The sequence below is a fragment of the Paenibacillus soyae genome (assembly GCF_024623455.1).
GTDB classification, from domain to species: domain Bacteria; phylum Bacillota; class Bacilli; order Paenibacillales; family Paenibacillaceae; genus Pristimantibacillus; species Pristimantibacillus soyae.
In genome coordinates this window covers 1-14,335 of sequence record NZ_JANIPJ010000023.1, presented here as the reverse complement: position 1 = coordinate 14,335, position 14,335 = coordinate 1, and the positions used below count along the sequence as shown (strand labels likewise).

The 14,335-nt window shown below is 52.0% G+C and carries 14 protein-coding genes and 1 riboswitch; of the genes, 6 read left to right on the top strand and 8 right to left on the bottom strand.

The window, feature by feature from the left end; all coding sequences use genetic code 11:
• Positions 1–26: 26 nt before the first annotated feature.
• Complete coding sequence (locus NQZ67_RS24675) at positions 27–629, bottom strand: LysM peptidoglycan-binding domain-containing protein (protein ID WP_257451227.1); 603 nt, start codon at positions 627–629, stop codon at positions 27–29.
• A gap of 342 nt (positions 630–971) precedes the next feature.
• Between NQZ67_RS24675 and NQZ67_RS24670 the strand changes: the two genes are divergently transcribed.
• From NQZ67_RS24670 to NQZ67_RS24655, 4 genes are all read left to right on the top strand, one after another.
• Positions 972–1,364 carry a VOC family protein gene (locus tag NQZ67_RS24670; RefSeq protein ID WP_257451225.1) on the top strand — a complete coding sequence of 131 codons (393 nt, stop codon included), beginning with the start codon at positions 972–974 and terminating at the stop codon, positions 1,362–1,364.
• Positions 1,365–1,513: 149 nt separating this feature from the next.
• A complete protein-coding gene (locus tag NQZ67_RS24665; protein WP_257451223.1) occupies positions 1,514–3,007 on the top strand; it encodes a spore germination protein in 1,494 nt (497 codons plus the stop codon).
• A 23-nt stretch (positions 3,008–3,030) separates the two neighbouring features.
• Entirely contained in the window at positions 3,031–4,134 is a 1,104-nt protein-coding gene (locus NQZ67_RS24660) for a GerAB/ArcD/ProY family transporter (RefSeq protein ID WP_257451221.1), read from the top strand.
• Positions 4,118–5,209, top strand: a complete 1,092-nt coding sequence (locus tag NQZ67_RS24655; RefSeq protein ID WP_257451219.1) for a Ger(x)C family spore germination protein — start codon at positions 4,118–4,120, stop codon at positions 5,207–5,209. The genes NQZ67_RS24660 and NQZ67_RS24655 overlap by 17 nt, the downstream gene beginning before the upstream one ends.
• 58 nt (positions 5,210–5,267) lie before the next feature.
• Positions 5,268–5,351: riboswitch (ZMP/ZTP riboswitch) on the top strand.
• Positions 5,352–5,617: 266 nt separating this feature from the next.
• Here NQZ67_RS24655 and NQZ67_RS24650 read toward each other — a convergent pair.
• The gene (locus NQZ67_RS24650) at positions 5,618–6,328 is read right to left on the bottom strand and encodes a DNA alkylation repair protein (protein WP_257451216.1); all 711 of its coding nucleotides are present in this window, start codon (positions 6,326–6,328) and stop codon (positions 5,618–5,620) included.
• 31 nt (positions 6,329–6,359) lie between these two features.
• Entirely contained in the window at positions 6,360–6,902 is a 543-nt protein-coding gene (locus NQZ67_RS24645; protein WP_257451215.1) for a histidine phosphatase family protein, read from the bottom strand.
• A 117-nt stretch (positions 6,903–7,019) separates the two neighbouring features.
• Here NQZ67_RS24645 and NQZ67_RS24640 point away from each other — a divergent pair, with 117 nt between their 5' ends.
• A complete protein-coding gene (locus tag NQZ67_RS24640; protein WP_257451213.1) occupies positions 7,020–8,249 on the top strand; it encodes an aminopeptidase in 1,230 nt (409 codons plus the stop codon).
• 54 nt (positions 8,250–8,303) lie between these two features.
• Here NQZ67_RS24640 and NQZ67_RS24635 read toward each other — a convergent pair whose 3' ends face one another.
• The 5 genes from NQZ67_RS24635 to NQZ67_RS24615 form a co-directional block, all read right to left on the bottom strand.
• Entirely contained in the window at positions 8,304–8,801 is a 498-nt protein-coding gene (locus tag NQZ67_RS24635; RefSeq protein ID WP_257451211.1) for an HIT family protein, read from the bottom strand.
• 26 nt (positions 8,802–8,827) lie between these two features.
• The gene (locus tag NQZ67_RS24630; protein ID WP_257451209.1) at positions 8,828–9,304 is read right to left on the bottom strand and encodes a hypothetical protein; all 477 of its coding nucleotides are present in this window, start codon (positions 9,302–9,304) and stop codon (positions 8,828–8,830) included.
• 94 nt (positions 9,305–9,398) lie between these two features.
• The gene (locus tag NQZ67_RS24625) at positions 9,399–11,516 is read right to left on the bottom strand and encodes an eCIS core domain-containing protein (protein ID WP_257451207.1); all 2,118 of its coding nucleotides are present in this window, start codon (positions 11,514–11,516) and stop codon (positions 9,399–9,401) included.
• 88 nt (positions 11,517–11,604) lie between these two features.
• Entirely contained in the window at positions 11,605–12,768 is a 1,164-nt protein-coding gene (locus tag NQZ67_RS24620; RefSeq protein WP_257451206.1) for a DUF4317 domain-containing protein, read from the bottom strand.
• Positions 12,769–12,793: 25 nt separating this feature from the next.
• Positions 12,794–13,255 (bottom strand): Lrp/AsnC family transcriptional regulator, encoded by a 462-nt coding sequence (locus NQZ67_RS24615; RefSeq protein ID WP_257451204.1) that lies wholly within the window; start codon positions 13,253–13,255, stop codon positions 12,794–12,796.
• 138 nt (positions 13,256–13,393) lie between these two features.
• On the opposite strand from NQZ67_RS24615, the gene NQZ67_RS24610 reads away from it, so the two are divergent.
• Positions 13,394–14,155: an MBL fold metallo-hydrolase gene (locus NQZ67_RS24610; RefSeq protein ID WP_257451202.1), complete on the top strand. Its 762-nt coding sequence runs from the start codon at positions 13,394–13,396 to the stop codon at positions 14,153–14,155.
• Positions 14,156–14,335 lie beyond the last annotated feature (180 nt).

Below are 14,335 nucleotides of genomic sequence, written 5' to 3'. Positions count from 1 at the left end.
GTTTGCGACCGACCAGCTTACGATTTTCATTCCGCATAGAACGGGTTCGGGATCTGAAGCGTTTGTCCTATCTTGATGGAGCCGGCAGCGTCCTTTATGCCATTCGCTTTCCCTATAGCCCCTTGGTAATCGGCCAACTTATAATAGTCGAGCGAGATGCTGAACAAGGTTTCGCCCGCCTTCACCTTATGCTTGGTCTCTCCCGAAGGAAGCGGAATTCGAAGCGTCATTCCCGCCTTCAAATCCTTGGTGCCGGTCATTCCATTGTATTGCATCATAATGCTGATATAATTGCCGCGGCTGAAATATTTGCCCGCGATCCCATACAGCGTATCGCCCTTCTTCACCGTATATTGATCGAAGATAAGCGGGTTGTTCAGCTTCAGCTGGGCTCCCGCCTTTAGCTTGGCTTTCGGGTCCCATCCGTTCAGCTTCGCCACGCGCTCGAAATCGCCGGTCAAATAATGTTTCTTCGATATGCCGTATAACGTGTCACCCGCCTTGACCCCGTAATAGATGCTAATCGAGCCTTCTCTCTGCGCGCCGCTTGCCCCCGATAAATGCGGAAAACTTGCGAGAACAACCAAACACAAAGCCAGACTAACGGCCCACTTCCATCGCTTGCCCACCTATTATCGCACCTCCTGCCAGATTGTTTGCGGCTCACAGGATTCGCCGCCATTTGCCAAGAATCCTTTATTTTCGTCACCGCCCTTTGCAAAATAATCCAATCGTAGCAGAAGACAAAAAGAACCCGTTCGAGGCGGGTTCCAAAGTACTGCAACTTTATGACCTTGCCGCGTGCTCCATTCGCGACCAATCCAAGCGCCGATTCTCACGAGCGCAATCCGTAAGAAATGGCATTTGCGCTAGTGTGGTATGCTGAAAACAACTTCACTTCAAAACTTAAAAGGAGAGATGGCACGACGTACTCCGAACGGATTCAGCTGTACAAAAGGAGGCATTTACTCATGCTAGGTAAATCCAATATTGACGTCATCACTTTATTTTTCGAAGACTTGCAAGCTGCCATTACATTTTATCTAGATGTGTTCGGTCTAGAGCAGGTCTATGAAGACAAAAATTCCGCCGTGTTCAACTTTGGCAATATGAGCGTTAATTTGCTGCAAATATCCGAAGCGCACGGACTGATCGCTCCCGCAGCGGTCGCTGCCCGCGAAGCAGGCTCGCGATTCCAGTTCACCATCCGCGTGGAGGATACGGAAGCCTTATGCAGGGATCTCGAAGCCCGAGGCGTCACTCTGTTGAACGGGCCGCTGGACCGGCCATGGGGCGTGCGTACGGCTTGCTTTGCCGATCCAGGCGGGCATGTCTGGGAAATCGCGCAGCCCTTATCCTCATAAAAAAGCTCAAGTGTCCGATTTCGGACGCTTGAGCTTTTTTTTATGAGAAGTTTTCCCAAAATGGCGGTAAATGTCGGATATGACGAATTCAAACCTGTTCCCGAAGGAAATACTGGAAAGAGAATTCCATATTTTCGAGGTGAACCGCGATGTCCTTGTTCAGAAAAATGCTTTCCGCCATCATTGTGACGAAGCCGGATCATCCAAATGAGCAAGAGGATGAAACAATCGAAATAAACGAACCTCCTTCGTACGAGCATACGCTCCAAGAATTTCGCAATTGCATGGATTTCACGGAGAGGAGCTTCCCGTCCAACTCGGCCAAGGCCGTCTATTTGACCACCTTGGCCGGGAATGATGAATTGCTGCGCGACATCGTCGGGCCGTTCCATGCCACCAAGGACGATGAGCTGCCAGCCATCCTCGGCCAGGCGCCGTACGAGCGGATAACCGATTCCAAGGTTTGCATCAAAGATATTTTAAGCGGGAAAGCCGTTATTTTTTATCAGAACGAAGCTTATTCCGTTGATATCGCGAATTCGGTCGGCCGTTCGATCGTGCAATCGGAGACGGAGACGGTTATTGCCGGTCCGCATGACGGCTTTGTCGAGAATCTCAGCCAAAATCTAAGCGTTATCCGCAAACGGATCCGGAGCACCCATCTGAAGATTATCCGGTTGCAGGTTGGCGAAATCACGAAAACCGACGTCGTTGTCATCTACTTGGAGGACATCGCCAATAAGGATTACGTGGACCTTCTGGTGGAACGGATCCAAAGCGTTGAGGTTGACTCCGTATTCGAGGCGAACATGCTCGTGCAGCTCATCGACGACAATCCGAATTCCGTATTTCCCCAGTTCATGACGACCGAAAGGCCCGACTCCATTTGTTCCAAAATATTGGGTGGCCGGATCGCCTGTTTTGTGGACGGAAGCCCGACGGGAATTAGCGCGCCTACCTCTTTTTTCGAGTTTTTTTCGTCGCCGGACGACTATTATCAACGCTGGCATTTGGGGACGGCTCTGCGGTTGCTGCGCTTCTTCGGGTTCATCATTACGATCGGATTCACAGCCTTATACGTATCCGTCACCACGTTCCATTACGAAATGATTCCGCATACGATGCTGCTCAATTTGACCGAATCGAGAAACAAGGTACCTTTCCCTCCGCTGATCGAAGCTCTGCTGATGGAGGCGACAATCGAACTTCTAAGAGAAGCAGGCGCAAGACTGCCGACCAAGATCGGGCAAACCATCGGTATCGTAGGCGGGATCGTCATCGGCCAAGCGGCCGTTCAAGCGGGGTTTACCAGCAACATTCTCATTATCGCCGTCGCTTCTTCCGCCATCGCGTCGTTCACGATTCCCAGCTATATCATGAGCGCGACCCTGCGATTAATCCGGTTCGGACTCATTATGATGGCAGGCTTCTTGGGTAATCTGGGCTTGCTGATCGGCATGGGGATCCTCATGATTCATATCGCGGGAGTGACGAATCTGGGAGCTTCCTATCTAACGCCATTAGCGCCCATGAACAAAAAAGATTGGCTGGATACTTTTGTTAGAGGACCGTTCGCCATGCTGAACAAACGACCTTCCGAGGCCCGGAGTGTCAACTCGACCAAACAAAAGAAGAAAAAATAACGCTGCCAAAGTAGGAACGCTAAATGAAAGAAAAGCTTAATTATGTTCATGTCGCCTTTCTGATCTATGTCACGCAGTCGAACGTGTTTCTGTTTTCCGTTCCCCGCATCGTGGCCGAGAACTTCGGGTCGAACGGCTGGATCGGTTTTCTGATCTGTTCGGCTGCCGGCTTATTTAATATCTTCCTCTATTCCATGGTTTACAAGCTAGCGAAAGGCCGTTCCGTCTTCGATATTATCGAGCAGAGCATGCCGAAGGCGCTGCTGTATCCCGTTTATCTGATCCTTGCCGTGTTCTGGATTGCGCTCGGCGCGTTTGTCGGAAAACAATACGTGAATGTCCTGCAAACGGTCACGTTTCCGACAACCCCGTCTATGTTCATTTATATTTTTTACGCCTATATGCTGTACCTTCTGCTGATCAAAAACATTTACGTCATCGGCAAGATTGGCATTCTTTTCTTTTTATCCACGATTTGGATGGTCGTTATTCTGGTCTATTTTCTTCCCGATTGGAGTTTTTCGAACTTAACTCCTTTCCTCTTCCAGAGCCCGTCCGTTCCATTCTCGTTCGATAACTGGCTGGAGGTGTACAGCGGTTTTATCGGATATGAATTAGCGGTCTTCTTGTTTCCGTACGCTCAGCAGGACAACAAGCTATTCAAAGGGGTCTACCTCGGCCACCTGCTGGTAACGGCCGTGTACCTTAGCGTCATTCTGGCCGCCTTCGGTTTTTACGGTCTCCAATATTTGCAGGCAGACCAATTCCCGTTAGTCGACATGCTAGCCTACGTGGAGCTATCGTTCATTAATCGAATCGAGAATCTGCTGCTGCCTTTCTTCCTGTACAAGAGTCTCATGACAACGGTTATGTACGCCTGGGCCGCGCTTCTCATGTTGAAACGAATGACCCGCAAATTCAAACCGAAGGTGCTCGAGGCCGTCATTACGCTCACCTCCATTGGATTCGCTTCTTATCCTAAGCTCATGAGGGACACCCAAGTGCTGGTTCGCCAGTCTATCTATGTGGAGATTATGCTTGCCTTCACGTTTCCCCTGCTGCTCATGATGTTGTTATATTGGCAAAAACTTCGTAACGGTGGGCGGCTGCATGAGAGCAAAAATTAGTGTGTTTATCCTGATCGCAGTCCTTTTCCTTGCCAGCTGCAGCGATCAGAAAATAATCGAAAGACTGGGCTTCACCCGCTTATCTGCTTTTGACAGCGTGGAGAACAGCGACGATATCCGGGTGACCAGTAATATTCCCAAGGCAGACCAGAAAGGAAGATTTATTCTATCCTCCGTTGCCCGAACAAGCAAAGAGGCGAGAATTACCTTCTCCCGGGAAAACAATCGAAGAATAGTGAGCGGGCAGCTGCGTATGGTACTGTTCGGAGACAGCCTGGCCGGCAAAGGCGTTTGGAAGCATATGGACACCTTCGTCCGGGACTCCGCCATCTCTCAGAAACTGTTTATCGCCGTCGTGGAGGGAAATGCCGGAGCCTTGATCAGCAAGGAATACAAGCCTTATCCGACGACCTCCGACTATTTGACCAGGCTAGTGGAAACGAATATGGATGCCGGTCTTATTCCGAAGGCGAATCTCTTCACGTTCACCAGAGATTATATGAACGATGGGGTCGATCCCGTCGCTCCGCTGATCAAACAAGACGCCAAGTCCGTCAAGATGACCGGAGTTGCCCTGTTCCAAGACGATCGCTACGTCGGTCGAATCGAACAGAATAAATCGATTATTTTCTCCTTTCTCCATCGGAAAGTAACAGGAGCCGATTTGTCTATTTCTTTGGACGATGGGGAACAGATTATGCTCGGCAACATCACCAGCAAGAGGAAATTGAAAGTAACAGGCCGTTCGCTTGATCAAATGAAGCTCAGCGTCCATGTAGAGCTGCATGGCTCCATCCAGGAATACACGGGTGACTTGGATTTGAGCGAGGGAGCCAACCAAATGAAGCTGGAAAGCCTGATGAGTGATTCGCTGAAAAAAACGGTAACGGAATTAGTGGATATGTTTCAGCGAAAGAAAGTCGATCCCCTCGGCATGGGCAAGCTGATACGAAATCGAATGGGATCGTATGAGGAATGGAAGGCCATCGACCAAAGAAAAGCAGTGAGCGAAATCGAGGTGGAAGTGGAGGCCGTCGTCCGGGTCAAGGACTACGGGCTGCTTCAGGAGGATTGAATACGACAGCAAATGATCGTTTCTTTTTTGCTAATTTTCTGATAATATAGGGAGAAATAACTCGGTAGGCGACTGGCGAAATAAGTGGAATAAACCACGAGGAAGTCTACCGTTCAACGATCCGTTCGCCTGGGAAAAGTATCCGCGTTTGACTCGATCACGAGCATGCGCCGATACTTTTTTTCGTAATGCTCCCTATTATTCGAAGCAGCCGCGCAATCCGCTGCCCTGACGGTAGAGCTCAATCTGAGCGCCTTGAATGACCCTGATCTAAAGCGTCAATACGCGGAGAGACTCTCCTCGTTGATTGGCGCAATTGAAGAGTTAAAAATTCGGACGCTGCAGATGACCCGCAACAGAATCCTGGGGTAGACATCTTGCGCAGCAGGGGAGTATCCCTCCCCTGCCTTAACACCTGACATGCTTGCGTTTGAAGCCGATTTTTTGGCCTTTGTCCATAACCTTCTGAATATTGGCGTAAGCATGGATATGCTTGCTCTTCTTCTTCGTTTTATCCACTTCCACCGGCCCTACCGCCTGGGCGGTCTCGATCGCCTTCTCATGGAGCGGCAAATAAGAGATAGCCACGGTATATAAAAAATTGTTCATCGAATATTGCGCGCGCTCGGGGGCCTCGTGAATCGTATGTTTCACGAGCTCCAGCATGCCCGCGATTTTGTCCGCGTCGAACTCATGGTCCGGGCGATTCCCCAGAAGCCAGCAGTAGCAGCTCCAGCCCGCCGACATTCGCAGCTCTTCCCCGCTGGCCATCCATTTGTCCGCCACTTCTTGCGCGATATCGGCTTCCGATAACGTGACCGCAACGACAAAATCGGAGAGCATATAGAAATACGCCGCATCCATCCACCGGTCGTAATCCGCTTCCGTCATGGCATTCGGATCCGCGATGATGCCGGCAAAATACATGGCGTCATAGTTCCCCGTCGCGTACAGCTCGTCCGCCAAAGCCTGATTGATTTTTGTTTTCCTGAAGATAGGCTTCATCTCGCCCGTCGCCACGCCGAACAACGGCTCATGAGCGCCGTTGGTCATATACATCTTCTTCAATCTTTCCTTGCCGAGAGCCTCCAGCTCCTGCATGACCGTCTCCGCGTTCATCGATCAACACTCCTCGCGCCTAGTTATTCTATCAATCTGCCCATATTCTGCGAATATTAGGCTTGTCCTCTATGAAACGGAGTTGAAAAACGTCAGGATTGGTTAATGCCTCCCATTCCCGGAACCCGATCCGGTTATCATAATGCTTAAGCAGGAGGGAAATCAGGTTTCCGTGCGAGACTAACACGACGTTGCGATGACCGCTGTTCAGAGCTTTCTCGACGACACCAACGGCACGGTCCATGGCCGCGTTGCTGGATTCGCCGCCCTCATAGCTTAAATCCAAGTCTTCGTAGGCCCTCATCAGCATGTCGCGCCAATCCGGATGATCGCTGCCGGACAGCGTCCTCTCCACTAACCGTTCGTCGAGCTCGACCTCGATGCCAAGCCCTTCGGCTAACGGCGCAATGGTGCGATAAGCTCTCTCGAACGGGCTTGAAATGATAGAATCGATGTCTTTCCTTATTAGAAATTGGGCTAGCTGCTCGGCTTGCGCGGCGCCAGCCTCCGTTAGCTTGGCGCCGGGTTCCTGCCCTTCCGCCTTGCAGTGCCGTACGACATATACGTTTTTCATGAGGATGCACTCCCCGCTTCATAATTCTGAGTATCTCGGCTACCCTTTCCATCATATGCCCTGCAACCCGTTAATTCAATATGGTACACTTCTCTTTAAGAACAGGAGGGATTGACGATGCCAACAACAACGGATTTACAAAAATATGCCGATCTGATCGTCAGAACGGCGGTACATATTCAGCCGGGACAGGAGCTCTGGGTCAACGCCCCCATCCATGTTCCGGAGCTTGTCCGGTTCATTGTGAAGCGAGCTTATGAAGTCGGGGCGAAGAAGGTCCATGTCGAATGGCGGGATGACGAGCTGACAAGGCTGACCTATAGCCTTGCGCCGGACGAAGCGTTCGAGAAGTACCCGGCATGGAGAGCTCTTGCCATGACGGAAGTGGCCGAGCAAGGCGGCGCCTATCTGCTCATCGACGCGGCGGATCCCGAGCTTCTCAAGGGAATCGATCCGAAGCGGATATCGAATTATTCGCGCGTCTCCTCTGCCGCGCTGGCCACCTTCCGGAAATACATGTCTTCGAAACGAATGACCTGGTCGATCGTTGCGGCTCCTTCCGAGAGCTGGGCCAAGCTCGTGTTCCCCGGCCTCGGTACGGAAGCGGCCGTCGAAGCGTTATGGGATACGATCTTCCGAATCGTCCGCGTGAACGAGGCCGATCCCGTCGCTGCCTGGGAGGCGCATAATAACACGCTGCTAGCCAAACGCGCTTATTTGGACGCCAAGCAATATAAGAAGCTGCATTACAAGGCTCCCGGCACGGACCTTGTCATCGAGCTCCCCGAGAACCATCGCTGGAACGGCGGCATCTCATGGAACGAGCAGGGCAATACGTTCAATCCGAACGTTCCTACCGAAGAGGTATACACGGCTCCGCACAAGGACGGCACGAACGGCGTCGTGCGCAGCACCAAGCCGCTCAGCTATCAAGGGAATCTCATCGAAAACTTCAGCCTGACGTTCGAGAACGGACGGGTCATCGATTTCGAAGCCGAGAAGGGCTACGAATCCTTGCAGGCGATGCTGGATCTGGACAATCATTCGCGCTACCTGGGAGAAGCCGCGCTTGTACCGCATCGTTCTCCGATCTCGGATTCGAACATCATTTTCTTCAATACGCTGTTCGACGAGAACGCCTCCAACCATCTGGCTCTGGGCAACGCGTATCCGACCTGCATCGAAGGCGGAGCCGCCATGTCCCGCGAGGAGCTGGAGCAGGCCGGTCTTAACCAGAGCATCCTGCACGTCGACTTCATGGTCGGCTCCGGCGAGATGGATATCGACGGCATCACGAAGGAAGGCCTCGTCGAGCCGGTGTTCCGCAAGGGCAATTGGGCGTTCTAATACGCGCCCCTACTAAATATGGCGCCGCGGGTAACCTTCCCGCGGCGCCATCCTCTATAAGCTGAAGCCATCCAAGCCTTCTCTTAATTCATCAATGCCGGCTAAGACAGCTCTCTTATTCTCTTCATCGTTCATGTGATGCCTCGCATGCAACAGCACAGGCCTCAGAGACTCAACCGAATGGCCGAACGGCTTCATCCAGTCATACCTCGGAACCATCCACAAATGGAAATGATGCGTCGTATCTTCATTGTAGAAGTAATACACCTTTTCGATGCCGAGCCTCGTTCTCTGTTCGCTCCTCACCTTATGTATAAGGGAAATAAATTCCAGCTGTTCTTCGCCCGTCAGCTCGTCCATGCTATAGAAATGCCGTTTGGATGCGATAATAACCAATCCCCTAATCGGATAAGCCACGTCTTGATGGACATGAAACCTCTCGGATTCGTAAATAACCCCGCCGGTTGGCGCGAGTAGTCCGCTTGTCAGGGCGCAGCTCAGACATTCTACCTCCACCGTTCTGCCATCCGCTAATGTGATTTGTCTCGGCACTAGCGCACCTCTTCCCTCATATTCCGTTAAGATCGCTGGGACAACAGATAAAATTCCCGGTAAAGCTGCAGCAGCTCGGCTTCCTTCATGACGATCAGATTCGAAACTTCTTGCATTCGGCTGCTGACATCGACATCGTTGTCGATTTCTTCCTGCGGATGCGCTGACGTTGTCTCGGCCATTGTCTCAGCTTCCGTCTCGTAGCCGCTGTCCACTCTGTAACCGAAGGTAATGAACACCCATTCATCTGCCGATTCCCTGTCGTATTCCCGGTAGATTTGGGCGTATTTCTCCAGAATGGAATTGACGGTTTGCCGGCGTTCCCAGCCTAGAACCCCCATCGAATCTTTGGCGCGCGACACGGCAAGCATCAACTGAAAGTCGTTAAGCTTGCCTCGCACTCTCTCAATATGATCTATCTCATGAATCAGGATGGGATACACCTTCGAAAACTCTGCCGATTCCTTCACCATATCATCTTCCGAAATAATGAGGTGGTCCATGCTTGCTCATCCCTTTCTCTTTGTTCTCGACTCTACCATAAGATTCGCAGCAAGAGTTGGAATTCGGGCACGTCCGCCTCAATATATAGTTCTATTACGGATTCCCGGCCATCCATCTGCCCGCGGCTTCAATAACCGCTTCGTTCGGCAGATCCTTGGAAAACTCCGTTAAGATGTCGCTCACTTCCCTTGGTCTCGAGAAGAAGTTATATTTCTTGTCCGCATACTGGATGAACTGCCGTTGAGCGGGCTGGATCTTCCGCAACAGCGTGGCTTGCTGATACAGCTGGTTCACCTGACTTCTCCAAGCCATAATTTTCTCGAAATCCAGCTCCCCTAGGAAGCGTGACCTTACCATCTCCGCGTTCTGGAGCAGCAGCTTCACGCGCGGCTCGTCCGCCAGCATCGTTTTGGCGAACAGATACAGCTTCTCCATTCCAATGAAGTCCATGATAGCCGCCTTCAAGGCCATTCCCGTCTTGACGAGATCACGGTCCGGCGTAATCATCTCCGCTTCATCGTTAAATAATTGCGCCGCCAGGAAGTGGTTTTCGTATTGCCGGAAGAAGACGGCGAGCTCCATATTTTTGGTCGCGGCAAGCGTGTTCTTCCGTTGCTCGATCTCGGGCTCGGCCAATCGGCGCACGTACTCTTTGGCGGCGGAGCTCTCTTCTTTTTCTTTCGCGCCCTTAAAGCCGAACGGACCGGCGTTCAGTCCGAAGTAATGAAGAGCGCCTTTGGTTTGTTTCAAGTTGCTATGGTAGTCCTCGACGTACAGATCCTCCGAGCCGGTCATCGAGAACAGGAAATCCCGCGTCTCGCCCTTCTTGTTCGTTGCATTGCCGGTGCTCGTCTCCCAGCCTTTGGAATCGCGGAATTCGATAAATTCATCCCGCTTCTCATTGCGTATTCTCTCCGTCTCGTCATACTCGATCTGATGCTCATCGGCCACGAATGCCCCATATTCGTTGTAGAAATTATCGTTGGTCGCGGCAAGCAGCTCCTTCAGCTCCAGCTGGTCGTACAGCACCTCGTATACGAAAGGTCTCCTGCGCCATCCCGATCCGTCCTTGCCTAGAATATGCTTCTTGGACTTCTCGCTCGTAATATCGATCCACGCCAGCTCCTGCACCCCGTCCGAGACGACGATATCCGGACGCGTATGCCCGCTCGCCACCTGCAAGTCGATATGAAGCCCGCCGTGCGAACCGGCAAGTCCCGCGCAGGCCAGTGTCTCGATCGCATAGCCGAACCGGGCGTGGATCAGCTTCGGTTCGTTTACGGGATTTTGAACAAAGCTGCTGGCCGATTGATACCATAACGCTAGATGCTTATTATTGGTCGCCACGTAAGTTTGCCAGGCTACGGCATCCTTCCTTGCCTGAAGCACTCTTTGATTGATGAAGTCCACAAGCTGTTTCATCTGATCCTTATATTTCGCAACGACGGACGGATCGGAGAAGTTCGTATCGTAGGGCTTCACCCTGCGCTGTACGGCCGCGTCGGCCTTCGTGGCCGATCCGATTCTTTCAGGCTGGACGGAGGAGATGTCATCGCTCGCGCCCTCTCCGAGCTGCAAGGCCCGCGAGCCCATCTCGTCCGCTTCCCTCTCCAGCCCCTCGTCATCATTGATCATGGCCTTTAACTGCACGATCCCGTCCGACTCCTGCTCCAGCTCTTCTTCTTCCTGAATCGCTGCAGCTTTTAGCTGCACGGGCTCCTCCTCCGTTTCGCGCTCCAGCTCTTCTTCTTGGATCGCTGCAGCCTTTAGCTGCACGGTCGGCTTGACGCGGCCCTGACGCTGCTGCACCACATGCCAAGCTTCATGCGGCAAGTGCTTCTCCTGCCCGGGTCCCAGATGAATTTCGTTGCCCTGCGCATAGGCTAGCGCATTCAGCGCTTTCGGCTTGTCCGAATTATAGTGCACCTTAACATCGTTCAAATCCATGCCGGACAGCTGCTCCACGCCTGTTCGAAGCGTATCCGGAAGGCCGTTGGTGCCGGGACGCGGAGCGCTTGCGGCCGAAGCAGCTTTATCTCCCGTCAAAAGCTGGGCGACAGCCCGATTGCCTATGCTCTTCTGCAATTGCAGCAGCTGATTGGCCGTTCCGGTCGCAGCCGTCTGTCGGGACGGAGCGTCGGTCTTGCCCGACACCTTCCGCTGAATGCCCGATCGCTTCGCATCCGAGGGCTTCCTGCTTCTATCAAACATTCTATCGCCCGCTTCCCTGATGATATAGCTAGATATTACCAGAGCAATAGGCGTAATTCTAGCTTATTCCGATCCAACGAGCCCCTATTTACAACGTCTCCGTGCTGAGCGTGAACCCTTCGATCACGACATCCTCGTCGACCTCGATCAGGAGGCACTTTTTCCCCCGATAATTGACCTGCTTCACATACTTTAGATCCTGCGGACTGACCGAAACCGTCGCGACCTTCGTCTCGATCTTGATGGACTTCGTCGTGAACTTCGGCATGACGCTGCTTGCTTTGAGCTCGTAGTTTCTGTCATCAATGACCGTCTGGAACGCCTGCTCCACCTTCGCCGCGGTCACGTTCTCCACTCCGCTTGCCGTGAGCAGCTCCTGTACGTCTTTGTAATCCAGCTTCGGCGGCTCCTCCGATTCGCTCGTTTCGATGACATGATGAACGCCCTCGTACATTTGGGCGATCGTGGCGGCGTCGAGCTGCTCGCCCGCGACCTCCTTCACGATTTCCTCGAAATAATCCCGCTCTTCGAGCGCCGTCACCGTCTTCTCGGCATTCAGCACCTGATCAATGAATCGGAAGTTCGGGTCGTTCGGTTTGCCCGCGCAATACAGGATGCGGTTCACGTCGGACGCGTTGTCCGTCACGCTAGGGTAGAAGAAGCCTTGGTCCGGCGTGCTCAATTTGATGATCGGATCGACAATGACATTATATTTGAACTCCCGCTCGACATAGTCGAACAACAGCGTATTCCGCGGCTGTTCCGTGGAATTGACGCTGCACAGGATGAACAGATGGGAGAACATTTCGTCCTTCCCGGTCTCCTCGGCTTCGTCGTTCCTCGCTTTGGTCGGCCGGAAGTACTGTCCGCGCACGAAAGTCACGACCGTGTCCCTCTCATACTTATTGTCCTTCAGCATCTTCTCCACCAGCACGAGCATCAGGTTCATCCACTCTTCCGTGTCGCCCGTCACCATCCCTTGGTGAAGCAGCACCTTCGTTGGCTCCTCCGCGTCCTCCTGGAACTTCAGCTCGAACAGCTTCTGGTCCAGCTCGCCGGCCAGCAGCTTTTTGAAATTGCCCATGTACAGCTCTTGCTTCTCCCGGTCCAGCAGGGCGAACGGCTGGCACTCGTAATGATAGATTTCCTCGCTATCCTTCGTGATATAAACGTTCAGAATATCATAGAGCTTCAGCAAATCGTGGTCCAGCTTAAATTGCTTGCGTATGTGGGCGAGTTCCTTTTTAATCATCGTGGTTAGACAACTCCTGCTTCGTTTAGGTTTGGTTGGTTGGTATGGCGTTCAACGCGTGGCGATGCTTGATCTTATGTATGGACAGATTCAATCTGTAGTTCCCATGCTCGAGGAGCTTGTCTAGAAATTGGTTTAGCTGCTCGTTGGAAGCCGCTTTGATCGTCAGATGGTAACAGCCGTCTCCCGAGATGCGATGGGCTTCCACAACTTCATCCCGCTCCTGAACAAAACGTATAAACAAGTCGTGATGCGCGGTTTTCATAAAAATAAGGACAAACGCCGTACAGGTTAACCCTAATTTCATTTCATCGATCATTAGGGAGTAGGCTGAAATGACGCCATGTTCCTCGAGCTTTTTGATCCGATTGCCTACCGCTTGCCCCGTCATATGAATTTGCTCGCCAAGGTCCTTCCAGGGAATACGCGCATTCTCGGACAGCAACATGAGAATCCGATAATCGGTTTGGTCAAGCTGCAGCTGCATGATTGGAATCCTTTCACGATGAAATGATTTGATCCATAATCGTTTCATCAAAGCATCGAATGGACGTAACAATTTCGTTATCATTTTATTATACAGGAAGGACACCACATACCCAATCAAGAAAAGGAGCATGAATTTATGAAAATACAGCTTGTTCGAAACGCGACGCTTGTCGTTCATTACGCAGGGAAGAAGTTTTTGATCGATCCGTTCTTAGCCGAAAAAGGGGTATACCCTCCGTTCCCTAACTCGCTCAGGCAGGATCAGAACAATCCGTTAGTCGGCTTGCCGTTATCGATCGACGATATGTTCAGCAGCCTGGATGCCGTCATTGTTACGCATCTGCATCTGGACCATTGGGACGATGCGGCCAAAGAGGCGCTGCCGAAGGACATTCCGCTGTTCGTCCAGAACGAAGAGGACGCGGAGCAAGTCCGAAGCGCCGGCTTCCAGAAGGTCATTGTGCTGCAAGAAGATACGGTTTTTGAAGACATTCGTTTGACGAAAACAAAAGGCGAGCACGGAAGAGGCGAAATTCTGCAGCTTGCCGGTCAAGTATGCGGCGTGATCTTCAATCACTCCAGCGAAAAAACGTTGTATATTGCAGGAGATACGGTGTGGTACGAGGAAGTTCGGAGAACGATCGAAGCACATAAGCCGGATGTCATTGTGGTCAACGGCGGAGACAATCAATTCCTGCAGGGCGGCTCCCTCGTCATGGGCAAAGAGGATATTCTCCAGGTGCATCAAGCCGCGCCTGACGCGGCCATCATCTCCGTCCATATGGAAGCCGTCAATCATTGGACCTTGTCGCGTGAAGAGCTGAGGAGCTTCGCGAACGAAAAAGGCATGTCGGCTCAGCTGCTCGTTCCGGCCGATGGAGAGGCCTATAGCTTCTAGTCCGCTTGAACAAAAGAAAAGGTACAGTCCTCCCCATAACTATTGAGGCAGCTGGATGACGTACAATAAGTTGTGTACCAACATTTGGAGTCTTTCCAAGACACAAAAAAGTAGAGTATCCTCGGGGTTACCACGCCACCAAGAAGGGACTCTACTCGATGACAATCATACCAGAAAACC